Below are 16689 nucleotides of genomic sequence, written 5' to 3'. Positions count from 1 at the left end.
CGGTGTCTTATATGACTGTGACAGTCAGGAGGCACGAGGCGATGGCCAAGAAGAAGAAGGGCAAGCTGCCCAAGGAAGTGCTGGGGGTGAAGGTGCCCAAGGAGCTGCGCAAGGCCGGCGAGAAGCTGATCGAGCAGGTGCAGGGGCCGGCGGGCAAGCAGGCGCTGGCGGCGGTGGTCGGCGCGGTCGCGACCGCGGCGCTGACGCGCGAGGCGGCGAAGGCGGCGGAGTGGGGCGAGAAGGCTGACGGCGCGAAGCCCGAGGCAGCGCCGCGGACCGAGCCCGGCGAGGCGTTCGCGCGCGCGGCGGAGTTGCTGGTGGGGAAGATTTTCGCGCCGCGCGTTTGAGGGGGCTAGGTCAGCTTCTTCCATGGATCGACAGCTTCCCTCGACCGTCGCCCCGGACTTGATCCGGGGCCCCGCTTCTTCATGGCGCGCGTTCAGGAAGAAGCGGGATCCCGGATCAAGTCCGGGATGACGGAGGGGGGCAAGGGGGCGGGGCTGGAGCGCTGGAGGCGATGATGACGCAGGATGACGACAAGCGCGCCGCCGCCGAGGCAGCGGTGGCCGAGGTGCAGCCCGACATGCTGGTCGGGCTCGGCACCGGATCGACGGTGCGCTTCGCGATCGAGGCGCTCGGGCGGCGGGTGGCCGACGGGCTGCGCGTGACCGCGGTCGCGACGAGCCTCGACAGCGCCGCGCGCGCGGCGGCGTTGGGGATCGTCGTGCGCGACTTCGCCGAGGTAGCGCGGGTCGATCTGACGATCGACGGTGCGGACGAGGTGGACGACCGGCTGTGGGCGATCAAGGGCGCGGGCGGGGCGATGCTGCGCGAGAAGATCGTCGCCGCGGCGTCGACACGGATGGTGGTGATCGCCGATGCCTCGAAACGGGTGACGGCGATCGGTGGGGTCAAGTTGCCGGTCGAGGTGCTGCCGTTCGCGCGTGGCTATGTGACCGACCGGCTGGCGATGCTCGACGCGACCGTGACGGTGCGCGACGGTGTGACCGACAATTGCAACATCGTGCTCGACGCGCGCTTCGCGGCCTTCCCCGACGCGCCCGCGCTGGCGGGGGCGCTGGATGCGACGCCCGGCGTGCTCGGGCACGGGCTGTTCCTCGACCAGGTGGATGCGACCTATGTCGCGGATCGTGGCATCGTTACGCGGCTGGAACGCGTCGAGGTGAGCGGTTAAGGGGATGAGGACTCGGCAACCGGCGTCGCGCCGGTGCGTTCGACCCCGTGACTCCCGACATGAGGATTGCATGACCGACACCGCCAGCTCGCCCGCCGGTTTCCACGAGGACGGCAGCCCGGAGCGGCTGCAGATCGATACGATCCGCACGCTGTCGATGGACGCCGTGCAGAAGGCCAATTCGGGCCACCCCGGCACGCCGATGGCGCTGGCGCCGGTCGGCTGGACGGTGTGGACGCAGTTCCTGCGCTACGACCCCGCGCACGCCGACTGGCCGAACCGCGACCGCTTCGTGCTGTCGGTCGGCCATGCCTCGATGCTGCTCTACTCGCTGCTGTATCTCGCCGGGGTCGAGGAGATCGACGCGCATGGGCAGAAGAGCGGCAAGCCGGCGATGTCGCTCGACGACATCAAGCAGTTCCGCCAGCTGTCGTCCAAGACGCCGGGCCATCCCGAATATCGCCACACCACCGGTGTCGAGACGACGACCGGGCCGCTGGGCGCGGGCTGCGGCAATTCGGTCGGGATGGCGATTGCCGAGCGTTGGCTGGCGGCGCGCTACAACCGCCCGGGCTTCGCGTTGTTCGATCACGACGTCTATGTGCTGTGCGGCGACGGCGACATGATGGAGGGCGTCTCCGCCGAGGCGGCGTCGCTGGCCGGGCATCTCAAGCTCAGCAACCTGTGCTGGATCTACGACAGCAACCAGATTTCGATCGAGGGCGACACCGATCTGGCGTTCGACGAGGATGTCGGCGCGCGCTTCCATGCTTATGGCTGGAACGTCATCCATGTCGATGACGCCAACGATATCAAGGCGCTGACCGAAGCGCTTGAGGCGTTCCGCGAGGAAACCGAGGCACCGACGCTGATCGTCGTCAAGTCGGTGATTGGCTGGGGTAGCCCGCGCGCCGGCAGCGAGAAGGCGCATGGCGAGCCGCTGGGCGCCGAGAATATCGCGAAGACCAAGGAAGCCTACGGCTGGCCGGCCGAGGACTTCTTCGTGCCCGAGGGCGTGAAGGAGGCGTTCGGCAAGGCGGTGAAGGACCGCGGCGGCAAGGCACGTGACGAATGGGTTGCGCTGTTCGACAAGTATCGCAGCGAACATGCTGATTTGGCAGCGGAACTCGACCTGCTGCTCAAGGACGAGCTGCCCGAGGGCTGGGACAGCGAGATCCCGACCTTCGAGGCCGACGAAAAGGGCGTCGCGAGCCGCGACGCGGGCGGCAAGGTGCTCAACGCGATCGTCAAGAAGGTGCCGTGGCTGCTCGGCGGCTCGGCCGATCTGTCGCCATCGACCAAGACCGACATCAAGGGCGCGGCGTCGTTCGAGGCCGACAATTATGCCGGTTCGAACTTCCACTTCGGCGTGCGCGAGCATGGCATGGGCGCGGTGGTGAACGGCATGGCGCTGTCGCACCTGCGCGCCTATGGCTCCACCTTCCTCGTCTTCCTCGATTACATGCGCGCGCCGGTGCGGTTGTCGGCGATCATGGAGATCGGCGCGGTGTGGGTGTTCACGCATGACTCGATCGGCGTCGGCGAGGACGGGCCGACCCACCAGCCGATCGAGCATCTCGCGACGCTGCGCGCGATCCCGGGGATCGACACCTTCCGGCCGGGCGACGCCAATGAGGTCGCGGCGGCGTGGCGCGCGGTGATGAAGGATGCGAGCACCCCGGCGGCGCTGATCCTGTCGCGGCAGGCGCTGCCGACGCTCGACCGCTCCAAGTACGCGAGCGCGGACGGCGTCGAGAAGGGCGCCTATGTGCTGGCGGGCGGCGATGGGACGCCGGACGTGATTCTGATCGCGACCGGCTCGGAAGTGTCGCTGGCGGTGCAGGCCTATGAGAAGCTGGTCGCCGAGGGCGTCAAGGCGCGGGTCGTGTCGATGCCGAGCTGGTATCGCTACGAGCTGCAGGACGCCGCCTACAAGGAGAGCGTGCTGCCCAAGGCGGTCAAGGCGCGCGTCGCGATCGAGATGGCCGGGTCGCTCGGCTGGGATCGCTACGTCGGTTATGAGGGGCGGCAGATCACGATGTCGACCTTCGGTGCGTCGGCGCCGCTCGCCAAGCTGGCGGACAAATACGGCTTCACGGTCGAGAATGTCGTCAAGGTGGCGAAGGAAGCGATGGCCTGACCGTCGCGGTATCGTCGTCGCGTCCCTATATCGGTCGGCGATACCGTTCGTGGTGAGAGACATGGGCGCCTGCCTGCGCAGGCGCGACGGACGTGGAGAGAGCAGATGAGCAAGCTACAGGACCTCAGCAAGGCTGGCACCGCGGTGTGGCTGGACTTCGTCGATCGCAAGTTCCTCGAACAGGGCGGTTTGCAGAAGCTGGTCGACGAGGACGGGCTGACGGGCGTCACCTCCAACCCGACGATCTTCGAGAAGGCGATGGGCGCGGGTGACGCCTATGACGCCGGGTTCACCGAATTCGACAAGGCCAATCCGGGTGCCGAGCCGATGGCGCGGTATGAGGCGCAGGCGGTCAAGGACATCCAGGCGGCGTGCGACACGCTGCGCCCGGTCTATGACCGGCTCGACGCGAAGGACGGCTATGTCAGCCTCGAGGTGTCGCCGTATCTCGCGCTCAAAGGCCCGGAAACCGCCGAGGAAGCCGAGCGGCTGTGGCAGGCGGTCGACCGCCCGAACCTGATGATCAAGATCCCCGGCACCGACGACGGCGTGCGCGCGATCCGCGACACGATCGCCAAGGGGATCAACGTCAACGTGACGCTGCTGTTCGGGGTCGAGGCGTACAAGAAGGTCGCCTACGCCTATGTCGAAGGGCTGGAGGAGCGCGTCTCCAAGGACCTGCCGATCGCGCGGATCGCGAGCGTGGCGAGCTTCTTCGTCAGCCGGATCGACAGCAAGATCGACGATGCGATCGACGCCGGTCAGGGTGGCGAGGAAGCCAAGGCGCTGAAGGGGAAGGTGGCGATCGCCAATGCCAAGCTGGCCTATGCCTGGTATCAGGAGTTCATCGCCTCGGATCGCTGGCAGAAGCTGGCGGCGAAGGGCGCGCAGCCGCAGCGATTGCTATGGGCGTCGACGGGCACCAAGAACCCCGATTACCCCGACACCTTGTACGTCGATCAGCTGATCGGGCCGGAGACGGTCAACACGATGCCGCCGAAGACGATGGACGCGTTCCGCGACCATGGCACGGTGGCACAGACGCTGACGCAGGGCGTCGACGAGGCGCGGCACGTGATTGAGGAACAGGCGCGGCTCGGGCTCGATCTGGACGGCGTGACGAAGACGCTGGTCGAGGAGGGTGTGGCGAGCTTCTCCAAGTCGTTCGACGATCTGATGAAGGTGATCGGCGCGAAGCAGCCCGCGAACGCTTGATGTTGGGTGGCGGGGACTGGTGACGGCCTGCGCCTCCTCGTCATTGCGAGCGTAGCGAAGCGATCCAAGGCCGGATCAGGACTTCTTGGATCGCGTCGCTACGCTCGCAATGACGTTCAAGGCTGAAACGGCGCGGCGATCTCGGGCGTGATCCGCAGCAGCCGCCCGGTTGCGCGGTCGAGCAACGCCCATGTCGTCACACCCTCGACGCGCAGCTTGCCATCGGTGCCGAGGAAGCGAAAGTGGCGGTCGAAGCGCGCGCCGCGCGGCGGGTCGGGGACCCAGGTCTCGCCGGTCACCGTCTCGCCTTCCACGACATTGCCGCGATAGTCGATGACGTGGCGGGTGATCATCCAGACATAGGCCGCTTGATGCGCCGGCGGCGCGATCGCCGCCCAATGCGCGACCGACAATTCCTGTATCCAGCGCACCCAGACGGCGTTGTTGACGTGGCCGAGCTCGTCGATATCGGCGGGTTGCGCGGTGAAGGTCTGCGTGAAGGTCATGCGTGACGCGCCTTGTACCAGCGCCAGCCCGCGAAGGCGATGCCCGCCGCGAGCAGCGCGCCGAGCGCCCACCACAAATGCCGGTCCGCGACGATCCGCCCAAGCAATTGCTCGAAGCCGTGTCCGAACAGATAGCCGATCCCGGTGAACAGGATCGCCCAGCAGGTCGCCGACACGGCATTGACGATCGCGAAGCGCCTGGCAGACACGTTGGTCGAGCCGATCGCGATCGGGCTGACGGTGCGCAGGCCGTAGAGGAAGCGGAAGGCGAAGATGAACGCGGTCGGGTGGCGCTCGAACGCCGCGACCGCGCGCGCAAAGGCGGGCTTGGCGCGCGCGGCGGCGATCCATTTGTGGTCGCGGAAACGGCGGCCGGCGTAGAACCACGCCTGATCCGCTGTGTACGAACCCAGTCCGGCGGCGAGCATCGCGAGCGGGAGCGACAGCAGCCCCTTATGCGCGAGTATACCGCCCGCCATCACCGCAGCCTCGCCCTCCAGCGCCGCACCCGCGAAGAGGGCGGCGAGCCCGTAGCGCGCGACGATCGCCTCGATCGTCATGCGGGGGTCACGCCTCGACCCCCAGCTGCCACAGCACGAAGGCATGTTCCTCGGCTGCTTCGCGCAGGCTTTCGAAGCGGCCGGACTTGCCGCCATGGCCCGCGCCCATGTTGGTCTTGAGCAGCAGCAGGTTGGTGTCGGTCTTGGTCGCGCGCAGTTTCGCGGCCCATTTGGCGGGCTCCCAATAGGTCACGCGCGGATCGTTGAGACCGCCCGAGATGAGCATTGGCGGATATTCCTGAGCCCTTACATTGTCATATGGCGAGTAGCTGCGGATCAGTTCGAATGCTGCCCTGTCCTCGATCGGGTTGCCCCACTCGGGCCATTCGCCGGGCGTGAGCGGCAGCGTCTCGTCGAGCATCGTGTTGAGCACGTCGACGAACGGCACGTCGGCGATCACCGCGCCCCACAGCTGCGGATCGGAATTGACGACCGCGCCCATCAGCTCGCCGCCCGCCGAGCGTCCCGCGATCGCGATCCGTCCTGCACTGGTCCAGCCCTGTTCGACCAAAGCCTTCGCGACATCGACGAAGTCGTTGAAGGTATTGGCGCGCTTTTCGAGCTTGCCGTCGTGGTACCATTGCTGGCCAAGGTCGTCGCCGCCGCGGATGTGCGCGATCGCATAGGCGAACCCACGGTCGAGCAGGCTGAGGATGCCGGTCGAGAAGCCCGGCGCGATCGCATGGCCGTAGGCGCCATAAGCATAGAGGAACAACGGGCGCGAGCCATCGCGCGGGAAGTCGCGCGGGTAGACGATCGAGACCGGCACCGCGGTGCCGTCACGCGCGGTGATCTTCAGCCGCTGCGTGTCGTATTTGCCCGCGTCATAGCCGCTGGGGATTTCCTGCACCTTCAAGGTGGTGAGGTCGCCAGTCGCAGTATCATAGTCGTAGACGGTGCCCGGGGTTACCATCGATTCATAGCCGAGCCGCAGACCCGTCTGTTCATACTCGGGATTATCACCGAGCCCCGCGGCGTAGCTTGCTTCCGGGAAGGGGATGCGGCGCGGTGTGGCGGCGGGGTCGTAGGCGTGGATCTCGATCTGGTCGAGCCCGTCCTCCCGCCCCTCGACGATGAAGAAGTCGCGGAAACATTCGACCCCGGTCATGTAGAAATGCGGGCTCGGCGCGATCCGCTCGGTCCATTCGCCGGGCGACGCGATCGGCGCGGTGACCAGCCGCCACATCGGATCGGTGTCGTTGGTGTGGATGAACAACGTGTCGCCGTGCGTGTCGACGTCATATTCGCGCCCCGGCTGGCGCGGCGCGATCAGGATCGGGGAGGCGAACGGATCGCTTGCCGGCAGGAGCCGGATCTCGCTGGTGACGTGATCGCCGGTGCCGATCACGATCCACTTGCGGTCGCTGGTCTCGCCGACCGCGACGCGATAGCCCTCGTCATCCTCGTGATACAGCTCGACGTCCTCCGCCGGGTCGGTGCCGAGCCGGTGGAAGCGGGCATTGTCCGTGCGCCATTCCTTGTTGGCGAGCCCATAGAGAAAACCGCTGTCGTCTGCGGTCCAGACGATCTCGGACAACATGCCGGGGATCGTGTCCGGGAGCAGGGCGCCGGTGATCAGGTCCTTGACGTGGATCGTGAACCGCTCGGAGCCGTTGTCGTCGATGGCATAGGCCAGCTTGCTTGCATCGTTCGAGATCGAGAACGCGCCGAGCCGGAAATATTCCTTGCCCTCCGCCAGCGCGGGTTCGTCGAGCAGCAGTTCGTCGGGGCCGCCCGCGACGGGCTTGCGCCACCATTTGCGATACTGGCCGCCCGTTTCGAACGCGGTCCAGTAGAGATGGTCGCCATCCTTTTGCGGGACGCTGCTCTCGTCCTCCTTGATGCGCCCCTTCATCTCTTCGTAGAGGCGGTCGATCAGGGGGCGGTGCGGTGCCATCTGCGCCTCGAAATAGGCGTTCTCTTCCTCGAGATAGGCGAGCACGTCCTTGTCGGTGACGTCGGGATAGTTCGGGTCCTTCAGCCATGCCCAGGGATCGTCGATCGTGATGCCATGCATCGTGAAGCTATGCGGGCGGGTGGCGGCGACGGGGGGCGTGGGTTCGGTCATGGCGCTTCCTAACGCGCGATATTGCCAAACGTCACCCTCTTGTCGGCACGCGCGGCACGGCGCACATCGCGCGGCATGAGCGTCGTCACCCGTTTTGCGCCTTCGCCGACCGGGCGGCTGCACATGGGGCACGCGTTTTCGGCGATCCGGGCGCACGATGTCGCGCGTGAGCGGAACGGGCGGTTTCTGCTGCGGATCGAGGATATCGACGGCACGCGGAGCCGGCCGGAGCATGTCGCGACGATCGTTGATGATCTGCGCTGGCTGGGGCTGACGTGGGACGGCGAGGTGGTCTTCCAGTCGGCACGCTTGTCCAACTATGCCGCCGCACTTGAGCAATTGCGTGAGATGCGACTGCTATACCGTTGTTATTGCACGCGTGCGGAGATTGCGGAGGCGCTCAGCGCGCCGCACGGCGCGGTGGCGGTCTATCCGGGGACGTGCCGTCATTCGCCGGCGCGTGACGCGCCGCATTGCTGGCGGCTCGACATGGCGGCGGCGTTGGCGCGCTGCGGCGACTTGTCGTGGACCGACCACGGGCGGGTGGTGGCGAACGAAGCGCTGGCGCAGGGCGACGTGGTACTGGCGCGCAAGGATGCCCCGGCCAGCTATCACCTCGCGGTGACGGTTGACGATGCTGCGCAGGGGGTGACCGACGTGGTGCGCGGGCGCGACCTGTTCGAGGTGACGCATGTGCACCGGGTGGTGCAGGCGCTGCTGGGGCTGCCGGTGCCGAGATACTGGCATCACGAGTTGCTGGTCGGGGCGGATGGCGAACGGCTGGCGAAGCGGCATGGTGCGCCGACCCTGGCGGCGCTGCGCGAGGCTGGGGTGGACGGGCGCGAGGTGGCGGCGAGGTTGCGGGCGGGGGTGGTGTAGCGCCTGTCACTCGCGCGTCGCCCCTGCGGGGGCAGGGGCCTATGGCTGTGTCGGCGTGGCGGGCGGTCTGACACAGGGGTGGACCGATGTGTGTCGGCCGATTTTCTTCGACTGGACAGACATGGGCCCCTGCCTGCGCAGGGGCGACGGCGTTCGGAAGTGGCGGCGTTGGCGGTCGAGGCGTCGAGGGGCGGCGGCGGGCGACGGACGCGCCGCGACGGCCATTGCCGTTTGCCCTTTCGCGTCTTAGCTTCGCTTCATGAATACCTTTCTCGTCATCCTGCTGGTCGCGGCGATGATCGCCACGGTGGTCGCGCTGGTGCGCGGCATCGTCTCCTTCCTCCAAAGCGCCACCGCCGAGGCGCGCGGCGAGGGGCCGACCGCAGCGCAGCTCAAATCCAACCGGATGATGCAGATGCGCATCTTCTATCAGACACTGGCGGTGCTGATCGTCGTCGTCATCCTGTTCGCCGCCGGGCGCAATTGATGGTCCGGCTCAACCGCATCTACACGCGCGCCGGCGACGAGGGCACGACCGGGCTGTCGGACGGCAGCCGCGTCGCCAAGACCGATGCGCGGATGCAGGCGATCGGCGATGTCGACGAGGCGAACAGCGCGATCGGGGTGGCGATTGCAGGGCTCGGCGACGCCGCGCTGGCCGAGCAGCTGACCCGCGTCCAGAACGATCTGTTCGACCTCGGCGCCGATCTCGCGACGCCGGGCGACGATTACGAGCCCGGCGAGATGACGCTGCGGATCGTGCCGGCGCAGGTCGCGCGGCTGGAGGCGGAGATCGACGCGCTCAACGAACATGTCCCGCCGCTGACCAGCTTCGTGCTGCCCGGCGGCGCGGCGGCGTCGCTGCATCTCGCGCGCGCGATCGTGCGACGCGCCGAACGCGCGGCGGTCGCGCTGGCGCCGCACGCCAACCCGCAGGCGCTGATCTATCTGAACCGCCTGTCGGATTTTCTTTTCGTCGCCTGTCGATCGGTGAACCTTAACGCAGGTGGGGACGTTCTGTGGGTAGCAGGGGCAAACCGATAACATAGGGCAGTCCCGTGCGCGCCCGATCTCCCGGGTGGCTGCAGGAGGACGACCATGGAAGCGCTCCCCCGGCCCGATGCCGGGCTTGATCCGCTGGCGCGGCGCTATGCGCAGGTGCGGCGGCTGAGCGAGGCGCTGGTCGCCCCGCTGTCCGACGCCGATGCCACCGTCCAGTCGATGGACGACGCCTCGCCGGCGAAATGGCACCTGGCGCATACGACGTGGTTCTTCGAGACCTTCGTGCTGCGCGACCATGTGCCGGGCTATGCGCTCCATGACGCGCGCTTCCCATTCCTGTTCAACAGCTATTACGAGGCCGAGGGGCGGCGGCACGCGCGCGGGCGGCGTGGCATGATCACCCGTCCGACACTGGACGAGGTGCTGGCCTATCGCCGCGCGGTCGATGCCGCGTTGCTGGCGAAGTTCGCCGAGCTGCCCGCGGCGGCGCTCGAGCTGGTCGCGCTCGGCTGTCATCACGAGGAGCAGCATCAGGAGTTGCTCGTCACCGACGTGCTGCATCTCTTTTCGGAAAATCCGCTGGAGCCGGCGGTGTGGCCGGCAGAGCGCAAGGTGCCGGTCGCGATGCCGGGGCCGATCGCGTGGATCGAGAGCGGCGAGCGCGTCGTCGAGGTCGGGCATAACGGCGGCGGCTTCGCGTTCGATTGCGAGGGGCCGCGGCATCGCACCTTGCTCCACCCCCATGCGATCGCCGACCGCACCGTCACCAACGGTGAATGGGCGGCGTTCATCGCCGATGGCGGCTATCGCGACGCGCGGCTGTGGCTGTCGGACGGCTGGGGATGGGTGCAGCGCGAGCGTGTCGGCGCGCCGCTCTATTGGGAGCATCGCGAGGGGGCGTGGACGCGCTTCGGGCTCGACGGGCGGCGCGCGATCGATCCGGCGGCGCCGGTGACGCATGTCAGCTTCTACGAGGCGGATGCCTATGCCACCTGGGCGGGCGCGCGGCTGCCGACCGAGTTCGAATGGGAAGCCGCCGCCGCACCGCACGACGCCAGCGCCGGCAACCAGCTCGACGGCGCGGGCGCGATCGAGCCGCGGCCGTTCGACGACGGGCCGGCGTTCTTCGGCGACGTCTGGGAATGGACCGGCTCGGCGTATCGCCCCTATCCGGGCTTCCACCCGGTCGAGGGCGCAGTCGGCGAGTATAACGGCAAGTTCATGAACGGGCAGTTCGTGCTGCGCGGCGGTAGCTGCGCGACCCCGCGCGGCCATGCGCGCGCCTGCTACCGCAACTTCTTCTACCCGCACCAGCGCTGGCAGTTCACCGGCGTGCGGCTGGCAAAGGACCTTTGATGCTGAAGCCTGAGATCGAGGACGGGCAGGTGACGCTCGCCGACCCGCAGTTCCGTGCCGACGTGCTCGCCGGGCTGGAACGCCGCCCGCGCGCGATCCCGGCGCGGTGGTTCTACGATCATCGCGGCTCGGAATTGTTCGAGCAGATCACCGATCTGCCCGAATATTATCCGACGCGGACCGAGACCGCGCTGCTCGAAGGACTGTGCCCCGAGTTGCGGGAGATCGTCGGCGAGGGGCGCGCGGTGGTCGAGTTCGGGTCGGGCTCGTCGACCAAGACGCCGATCGTGCTGCGCTGCGTGAAGCCCTCCTCCTATGTGCCGATCGACATTTCGGGCGACTTCCTGCGCCAGTCGGCGCGCGAGCTGTCGGATGCCTTCCCCGAATTGCTGGTGCTGCCGTTCGAGGCCGATTTCACGCGCCCGCTGACGTTGCCGCACACGATCAGCGACGCGCCCAAGCTGGGGTTCTTTCCGGGGTCGACGATCGGCAATCTGATCCCGCTGGCGGCGATCGACCTGCTGCGCGCGATGCGCGCGTCGCTGGGGGAGGGTGCGATGCTGCTGATCGGGATGGACCGGATCAAGGACCCGGCGGTGCTGGTTCCGGCCTATGACGATGCGCAGGGCGTCACCGCGGCGTTCAATCGCAATCTGCTCGAGCGGATCAACCGCGAGCTGGACGGGACGGTGCCGGTGGACGCCTTCGCGCACGAGGCGCGCTGGAACGACGATCGCGCGCGGATCGAGATGCATCTGGTCGCGACGCGCGATGTCGCCTTCACGGTCGAGGAGCGCGAGTTCGTCGTCGCGGCCGGCGAGACGATCCATACCGAGAACAGCCACAAATATGGCGAGCGCGACGCACGCATCCTGCTGCGCGCGGGCGGATGGACGCCGGTGCGCGAATGGACCGATGCCGAGGGCAAGTTCGCGGTGATCCTCGCCGAGGCGCAGGCGGAGCGGCCGGCGCCGTAACGCGATCCCGCGCTCTTTTCGTCGTCGGGGCGGCCTTCAAGGACCTAAACATCGTCGCCCCTGCGCAGGCAGGGGCCCATGTCTGTCGCGGCTTGGCGAGGCATCTGACACAGACATGTCGGTCGTGTGTCAGTCGGCTCGACGCACGATACAGTCATAGGCCCCTGCCTGCGCAGGGGCGACGGTGGCAGGTAAAACCTTCATCGATCGCGACGTCAGTCGCGGCGCACGCCCGTGACACTGAACGGCTTCGGCTCGACCGGCGGGATGGCGCTGTCGTTCAGCTCGCACTGCCAGAAGCCGACGTCGATCCAGCGGCCCTGTTTGTAGCCGACTTCGCGATACACGCCCGCGCGGCGGAAGCCGACCGCTTCGTGGAGCGTGATCGAGGCGTCGTTGGGCAGCGTGATGACGCCGATCGCCTGCGTGAAGCCCTGCGCGCGCAACGTGTCGACCAGCGCCTCGTAGAGCAGTCGCCCGACCCCCTGACCGTGCGTCGCGCCGCCGACATAGATCGACGTCTCGACCACATAGCGGTACGCCGGACGATCGCGGAACTGCGTCGCATAGGCATAGGCCAGCACCGCGTCGCCGCTGGTCGCGACCAGCCACGGATAATAGCCGTCAGACGCCGCGATGCGGTCGCGCATCGCCGCCGCGTCGGGTGCGTCGCTCTCGAACGAGACGGTGCCCGACAGCACGAACGGCGCGTAGATCGCGGCGATCGCCGCGGCATCGTCGCCGGTCGCGGCGCGGATCGTGATCGGGCCCTGCGGCATCACAGCCCGATCCGCGCGACGACGAGTTGCCACAGGTTGCGATCCTCGGCGCGCGCCGCGATTGGGCCGAGCCCGACGCATTCGAGGCATTGCGCGCGCACCGCCGCGCCGCCCAGCATCCGCTTCGCATCGCCCAGCGCGGCGGCGAATGCCTGCTGACGCTGCCACGTCAGCCGCGACAGCGCGTCCGGCGCGCTGGCATCGTCATCGTCCTCCTGGCTGGCGACCTGCTGCGCGATCTGCGCCGCGAAGCCGGGCTTCTTCTCCAGCCACACCGGCTGCGCATCGTCGAGCTTCGCGCGCTTGCCCGCCTCGGCGATCGCATCATCGAGCCCGCCGAAGCGGTCGACCAGCTTCAGCTGCTGCGCGATCCCGCCGACCCAGACGCGGCCCTGACCGATCTCGTTGACGCGCGCGACCGGCAACTTGCGCGACTGCGAGACGCGGGTGAGGAATTGCAGATAGCCATTCTCGATCCCGGCCTGGACGATGCGGTCCAGCTCCGGCGTGGTGCCGCCGAGCACGTCGGGCTGGCCGGAAAGCGGGGTGGTCTTCACGCCGTCGGTCGACAGGCCGATCTTCTTCAGCGTGTTCTCGAAGGTCGGGATGATCCCGAAGATGCCGATCGAGCCGGTGATCGTGCCGGGCTCGGCGAAGATCACGTCGGCGGGGGTCGATACCCAGTAACCGCCCGAGGCGGCGAGCCCGCCCATCGAGACCACCACCGGCAGCCCGCGGCGTTTGGCCTCCACGATCGCCAGCCGGATCTTCTCCGACGCCAGCACCGACCCGCCGGGCGAGTCGACGCGCACCACCAGCGCCTTGAGGTCGTTGTCGACGAGCCCGTCGTAGAGCAGCTTCGACACGGTATCGCCCGCCGCCTTGCCGGGGCCGGCCTCGCCGTCGACGATCTCGCCCGCGATCGTCAGCACGCCGACCTTGCCCTTCTTGGGCAGCGGGTTGGCGGCGACATAGGCGGTGTAGTTGATCGTCTTGAACCAGCCCGCGACCTTCTTGTCGTCGCCGCCCGCGAGCTGCGCGACGCGGCGGCCGAACGCGACACGATCGCCGAGCTTGTCGACCAGCCCGGTCGCGAGATTGGCGCGCGACACGTCGCCCTGTGCCTGCGTGACGAGCTGCGCCGGGTTGCCGAGCCACGGCGCGAGCTGCGCCTTGGGCCGCGCGGTCGACACCGCCTCGCGCCACTGGTCGAAGAGCGTGCCGTAGAGCGCTTGGCTTGCCTCGCGCGCTTCGGGGCTCTGGTCGGTGCGGGTATAGGGCTCGACCGCCGACTTGAACTTGCCGACGCGATAGACGTGCGCATTGACGCCGAGCTTGTCGATCAGGCCCTTGTAGAACAACTGGTTGCCGCCGGGGCCGGCGAAGAAGGTCCCGCCGAGCGGGTCCATCCAGACCTCGCTCGCCGCCGAGGCGAGGCGATAGCCGCCGTCGGTATAGGCGGTGGCATAGGCGAGCACCGGCTTGCCCGCGGTGCGCGCGCGGAGCAGCGCGGCCTGCACCTCGCCGAGTACCGCCGGATAGGCGCCGCCGAACCGATCGAGGTCGAGGACGATCGCCTTAACGCGGTCGTCGGTGCGCGCGGTGTCGATCGCGCGCAGCACGTCGCGCAGGCGATATTGCTTGCCGACCTGCTGCCCGCTGACCAGCGCGGTGAGCGGCACTTCCTCGGGCTGTTCGACGATCGGGCCGTCGAACTTGAGCACCAGCGCGCCGTCGCCGATCGCCGCCGGGCGCTGCCGCGCGTTGAGCGCGGCGAAGATCACCGCAAAGAACAGCAGCATCGCGACGAGCACCAGCGCGTCCTTGATCCCGACCAGCAGCTTCCAGGCGCCGCGTACCAGCTTCATCGTTTCTGCCACCTTGCGTTACGTGGCGACGACCGTAGCGCGGCGTGTATGACCGGGGCAATACGCTTTAAGGGTAAATGGCGGGGGGCGACCATGGGCGCCGACCCACCAACAACCGTCATTTCCGCGGGGCCGTTGCGCTTCCATCGCCAGACCTGCGCGTCTGGATCCCCGCCTGCGCGGGGATGACGGTGGAGGGGCAGGGTCGCCATGGATGACGGTGGCAGGGCGGGTCGCCATGACGGACCGGCTCGGCTAGGGCTCCACCGATGACCGCCCACGCCACCCTTGCGCCGCTGACGCAGGCGCCGCCGCCCACATGGGCGGTGGAGCTGCGCGCGCTGGGGGCGCTGGCAGGGCCGCTGATCGGGGCGAACCTGCTCCAGATGGCGGTGTTCGCGGTCGACGTGGTGTTCGTGGCGCGGCTCGGGCCGGTCGAGTTCGCGGCCGCGACGCTGGGCGTGTTCTTCTTCCATATCCTCGGCTTCGGACTGATCGGGATGGTCGGTGCGGCCGAGCCGTTGATCGCCGCCGCGCTCGGGCGGCGGGTCGGCGCGGTGCGGCAGGTGCGGCGGTCGTTCCGGATGGCGATGTGGCTGGCGGTGCTCGGGTCGCTGGTGGTGATCGCGGTGCTCAACTGCGCCGCGCCGCTGCTGCGGCTCGCGGGTCAGGACCCGGCAGTGGCGGCGCGCGCCGGGTCGTTCTGCCGCGTGCTGTCGCTCGCCGTGCTGCCCGCGGTGTTCGCGGCGCTGATCCGGCTGACCGCGGCGGCGCTGGGGCGACCGGGCTGGGCGTTGATGGTCACCGCGCTGGCGCTGGGCGTCGCGGTGCTCGCCAATTGGTGTCTGGTGTTCGGCAATGCCGGCTTCCCGGCGCTCGGGCTGGAGGGATCGGCGCTGTCGAGCGTGATCGTATCGACCGCGACCTGCGCGGCCTATGTCGTGATCCTGCTGACCGATCGCCGGCTGCGCCGCTATCGCCTGCTCGGCAAATGGTGGCGCGCCGAATGGTCGCGGATGGCGGAGATCGCCCGGCTCGGTACGCCGATCGCGCTCGGCTGGATGGCGGAGGGCGGGCTGTTCGGCGGCGCGGGGCTGCTGATGGGGCTGATCTCGGTCGCAGCGATCGACGCGCATGCGGTGGCGCTCAACATCGCCGCGATCGCCTTCCAGATTCCGTTCGGGCTCGCGCAGGCGGCGATGATCCGCGTTGGCTTCGCGTTCGGCGCGGGCGACCGGGCGTGGGTAGCGCGCGCCGGCAATGTCGCGATCGTGACCGGGATCGCGGTGATGGCGCTGAGCGCGATGGTGTTCTGGGCGGTGCCGCACTGGCTGGTGCGGCTGTACGTCGACCCGGCGCGCGAGGGCGCGGTGGCGTCGCTGGCGGTGGCCTTGCTGGGGATTGCGGCGATCTTCCAGCTCGTCGACGGCGCGCAGGCGGTCGCGGCCGGCGTGCTGCGCGGCGTGCAGGATACGCGCGTGCCGATGCTCATCCAGATCGGCGGCTATTGGGGCGCGGGGTTCGGGACCGCGCTGCTGCTCGGCTTCGGGCTGGGGTGGGGCGCGGCGGGGATCTGGTGGGGGCTGGCGGTCGGCCTCGGCGTCGTCTCCGCGCTGCTGATCTGGCGGTGGAACGCGCGCGAGCGGCTGCACCTGTCGCCGCACGTCGCCTGATCGCACGCACGTCCCGCCGGGCGGTTCCCAAAAATTTGCGGCGGGGCGTTGACCACAGCCGGGGGCACCCACATATGCGAACCGCTGGCACTCGACCGGGTTGAGTGCCAAATAAGTGTCACATACCTTAGAGGGGTAAAGAGCAATGAACTTTCGTCCGTTGCACGACCGTGTTCTCGTCCGCCGCGTCGAGGCGGAAGAGAAGACGGCCGGCGGGATCATCATCCCCGACACCGCCAAGGAAAAGCCGCAGGAGGGCGAAGTCGTCGCCGCCGGCGCGGGCGCCAAGAACGACAAGGGCGAGGTCGCCCCGCTCGACGTCAAGGCCGGTGATCGCATCCTGTTCGGCAAGTGGTCGGGCACCGAGGTCAAGGTCGACGGTGAAGACCTGCTCATCATGAAGGAATCGGACATCCTCGGCATCATCGCCTGAGCCGTCCGGCCACCTCAACTTTCTCAACATTCGTCATC

16 protein-coding genes are annotated in these 16689 nt (G+C 68.3%); 11 read left to right on the top strand and 5 right to left on the bottom strand.

What is annotated here, in order from left to right:
* Positions 1–41 precede the first annotated feature (41 nt).
* The 4 genes from FHS97_RS01840 (at position 42) to tal (ending at position 4550) form a co-directional block, all read left to right on the top strand.
* The gene (locus FHS97_RS01840) at positions 42–347 is read left to right on the top strand and encodes a hypothetical protein (protein ID WP_184032733.1); all 306 of its coding nucleotides are present in this window, start codon (positions 42–44) and stop codon (positions 345–347) included.
* A gap of 170 nt (positions 348–517) precedes the next feature.
* Entirely contained in the window at positions 518–1195 is a 678-nt protein-coding gene (gene rpiA, locus FHS97_RS01835) for a ribose-5-phosphate isomerase RpiA (protein WP_184032732.1), read from the top strand.
* A 70-nt stretch (positions 1196–1265) separates the two neighbouring features.
* Positions 1266–3335: a transketolase gene (gene tkt / locus FHS97_RS01830; protein ID WP_184032730.1), complete on the top strand. Its 2070-nt coding sequence runs from the start codon at positions 1266–1268 to the stop codon at positions 3333–3335.
* 105 nt (positions 3336–3440) lie between these two features.
* Entirely contained in the window at positions 3441–4550 is a 1110-nt protein-coding gene (gene tal, locus FHS97_RS01825; protein ID WP_184032728.1) for a transaldolase, read from the top strand.
* Between the two features lie 116 nt (positions 4551–4666).
* Here the strand turns inward: tal and FHS97_RS01820 are convergent, their stop codons facing one another.
* Genes FHS97_RS01820 through FHS97_RS01810 form a run of 3 tightly spaced genes read right to left on the bottom strand, consistent with a single transcriptional unit; the run spans position 4667 to position 7684 of the window.
* Positions 4667–5056 (bottom strand): acyl-CoA thioesterase, encoded by a 390-nt coding sequence (locus FHS97_RS01820; protein WP_184032726.1) that lies wholly within the window; start codon positions 5054–5056, stop codon positions 4667–4669.
* On the bottom strand, positions 5053–5616 hold the full coding sequence (locus FHS97_RS01815) for a DedA family protein (protein ID WP_184032724.1): 564 nt from the start codon (positions 5614–5616) through the stop codon (positions 5053–5055). The genes FHS97_RS01820 and FHS97_RS01815 overlap by 4 nt, the downstream gene beginning before the upstream one ends.
* Before the next feature lie 7 nt (positions 5617–5623).
* Complete coding sequence (locus FHS97_RS01810) at positions 5624–7684, bottom strand: S9 family peptidase (RefSeq protein WP_184032723.1); 2061 nt, start codon at positions 7682–7684, stop codon at positions 5624–5626.
* Positions 7685–7759: 75 nt separating this feature from the next.
* Between FHS97_RS01810 and gluQRS the strand changes: the two genes are divergently transcribed.
* From gluQRS to egtD, 5 genes are all read left to right on the top strand, one after another.
* The gene (gene gluQRS / locus FHS97_RS01805; RefSeq protein WP_184032721.1) at positions 7760–8563 is read left to right on the top strand and encodes a tRNA glutamyl-Q(34) synthetase GluQRS; all 804 of its coding nucleotides are present in this window, start codon (positions 7760–7762) and stop codon (positions 8561–8563) included.
* A 259-nt stretch (positions 8564–8822) separates the two neighbouring features.
* Complete coding sequence (locus tag FHS97_RS01800; RefSeq protein WP_184032720.1) at positions 8823–9050, top strand: twin transmembrane helix small protein; 228 nt, start codon at positions 8823–8825, stop codon at positions 9048–9050.
* Complete coding sequence (locus FHS97_RS01795) at positions 9050–9607, top strand: cob(I)yrinic acid a,c-diamide adenosyltransferase (RefSeq protein WP_184032719.1); 558 nt, start codon at positions 9050–9052, stop codon at positions 9605–9607. The genes FHS97_RS01800 and FHS97_RS01795 overlap by 1 nt, the downstream gene beginning before the upstream one ends.
* Positions 9608–9661: 54 nt before the next feature.
* Positions 9662–10921 carry an ergothioneine biosynthesis protein EgtB gene (gene egtB, locus FHS97_RS01790; RefSeq protein ID WP_184032718.1) on the top strand — a complete coding sequence of 420 codons (1260 nt, stop codon included), beginning with the start codon at positions 9662–9664 and terminating at the stop codon, positions 10919–10921.
* A complete protein-coding gene (egtD, locus tag FHS97_RS01785; protein WP_184032717.1) occupies positions 10921–11898 on the top strand; it encodes an L-histidine N(alpha)-methyltransferase in 978 nt (325 codons plus the stop codon). The genes egtB and egtD overlap by 1 nt, the downstream gene beginning before the upstream one ends.
* A 215-nt stretch (positions 11899–12113) precedes the next feature.
* Here the strand turns inward: egtD and FHS97_RS01780 are convergent, their stop codons facing one another.
* A complete protein-coding gene (locus FHS97_RS01780) occupies positions 12114–12677 on the bottom strand; it encodes a GNAT family N-acetyltransferase (RefSeq protein ID WP_184032716.1) in 564 nt (187 codons plus the stop codon).
* On the bottom strand, positions 12677–14545 hold the full coding sequence (gene sppA, locus FHS97_RS01775; RefSeq protein WP_184032715.1) for a signal peptide peptidase SppA: 1869 nt from the start codon (positions 14543–14545) through the stop codon (positions 12677–12679). Before sppA ends, FHS97_RS01780 begins: the two co-directional genes overlap by 1 nt.
* Before the next feature lie 269 nt (positions 14546–14814).
* On the opposite strand from sppA, the gene FHS97_RS01770 reads away from it, so the two are divergent.
* Both FHS97_RS01770 and groES read left to right on the top strand, forming a co-directional pair.
* Positions 14815–16218 carry an MATE family efflux transporter gene (locus FHS97_RS01770; protein WP_184032714.1) on the top strand — a complete coding sequence of 468 codons (1404 nt, stop codon included), beginning with the start codon at positions 14815–14817 and terminating at the stop codon, positions 16216–16218.
* Between the two features lie 145 nt (positions 16219–16363).
* Positions 16364–16651 carry a co-chaperone GroES gene (gene groES / locus FHS97_RS01765; RefSeq protein WP_028966046.1) on the top strand — a complete coding sequence of 96 codons (288 nt, stop codon included), beginning with the start codon at positions 16364–16366 and terminating at the stop codon, positions 16649–16651.
* Positions 16652–16689 lie beyond the last annotated feature (38 nt).

The sequence above is a fragment of the Sphingomonas endophytica genome (assembly GCF_014199415.1).
Lineage (GTDB): Bacteria > Pseudomonadota > Alphaproteobacteria > Sphingomonadales > Sphingomonadaceae > Sphingomonas > Sphingomonas endophytica.
The sequence above is the reverse complement of the archived record's forward strand: the minus strand, read 5'-3'. Positions and strand labels throughout refer to the sequence as shown.